This is a genomic window from Streptomyces sp. NPDC058964 (assembly GCF_042741275.1).
GTDB lineage: Bacteria > Actinomycetota > Actinomycetes > Streptomycetales > Streptomycetaceae > Streptomyces.
This window is the reverse complement of the sequence record NZ_JBHYKH010000626.1, coordinates 1-1,519: the sequence shown is the minus strand read 5'-3', so window position 1 is coordinate 1,519 and position 1,519 is coordinate 1. Positions and strand designations below refer to the sequence as shown.

General features: G+C 73.5%; 1 protein-coding gene. It reads right to left on the bottom strand.

What is annotated here, in order from left to right:
* Positions 1 to 70: 70 nt before the first annotated feature.
* A partial coding sequence (locus ACFW2E_RS41735; RefSeq protein WP_384475848.1) for a serine hydrolase occupies positions 71 to 1,519 on the bottom strand: 1,449 nt, incomplete at its 5' end.

Sequence of the window (1,519 nt, the reverse complement as noted above, 5' to 3'; positions counted from 1 at the left end):
CGGGGGGTGGGGGGGGGGGGGGGGGGGGGGGGGGGGGGGGGGCCCCCCCCCCCCCCCCCCCCGGCGGGCATCAGCCGGCCGAGGGGCCGGCGGAATCGGCGGAGCCACGAGCGGCCACGGTGTCGGCGACGGCCTTCACGAGGTCCTTGGCTCCGCTGCTGTTGGCGAGGACCACCACGCCGCTGCCCCGCCGCAGGCGTGTCATGGTCAGGGCCTGGTACCCGACGGGCTCGCCCCCGTGCCCGAACTGCAGGTCGGGTCCGGTGGCGTCGACGACCGTGCCGAGTCCGTAGAAGCTGCCCTCGTGCGCCGTCAGCATCCGCTGTGCGGACTGCCGGGTGAGCAGCGTCATCGGGCGGCCGAGGTACGAGCGCCGCACTTCGAGCGCGACCTTGGCGAGGTCGGCGGCGGTGGCCCACAGGCCCGCGGCTGCCGTGTCGGGGCGGACGCGCCAACCGCCGTCGACGGCCCGGCCCTCCTCGTCGTGGCCGCGCGCAACGGGCCTGCCCGACCGGTCCGGGAAGGACTGGTCGAAGCTGCTTCCCGTCATCCCCAGCGGATCCAGGACGAGGGTCCTCATCAACTCGGGGAAGGGCTCACCGGTGACATCGGTCATCACCTGCTGCAGCACCGAGTAGTGGACGTTGGCCTTGCGGAACACCTCGCCCGGAGTGAGCTCGGGCCGCACCGGCGGGACGCCGTCAGGGGCCCTGCCGGTGATCAGGTCGAGCAGGGACGGTACCGGCGTACCGGGCAGGTACCCCTTGCCGGGCGTCGGCAGCAGACCCGACAGGTGGCCCAGGAGCTGCCGGCTGGTGATACGGGGCGGCTCGGCCCCGTCGGCACCGGGCACGCGCCAGGCGGTGAGGTACCGGTTGACGTCCTCGTCCAGGTCGATCACGCCCTGGTCGGCCAGGCGCAGCAGGCCGAGGGCGGTGAGGTGCTTGCTCACCGATCCGGACTGGAAGACGGTGTCCGGTGTCACCGGTTCGGTGCCGCCGGCCAGGAGCGTCCCGGCGGTCTCCACCGCCACCAGCTCTCCGTCCTCGATCACGGCGACGCTCACGCCGGGAACCGTGCCGAGCGGGATGCCGCCGAGTACGGAGTCCGCGGAGTTTTCGCCGGAGCCCTCGGTCGAGAGCGCCGCGGCGGGCCGCGCCGCCGGGGCGGACCGCTGGGCCTGCTGTTCCCGTTCCGCGGCAACGGCCGCATCGACCTCAGCGGCCAGGCCGCGGAGCGTGCTGTGCTGGTAGAGCATGAAAAGCGAGAGGGGCAGCTCGGCCTGGCGGGCCGCGGCAACCACCTGGATGATCAGGATGGAGTGGCCGCCGAGTTCGAAGAAGTTGTCCTCGGCCCCTACTTCACCCTTGCCCAGCGCCTCGGCCCAGATGTCGGCGAGTTTCCGCTCGGTGGGCGTGGACGGCGCCACGTAGGGACGGTCGGTGTTCAGCGTCTCCGGGTCGGGGGTGGGCAGGGCCTTGCGGTCGACCTTGCCGTTGGCGTTCAACGGCAGCGCCTC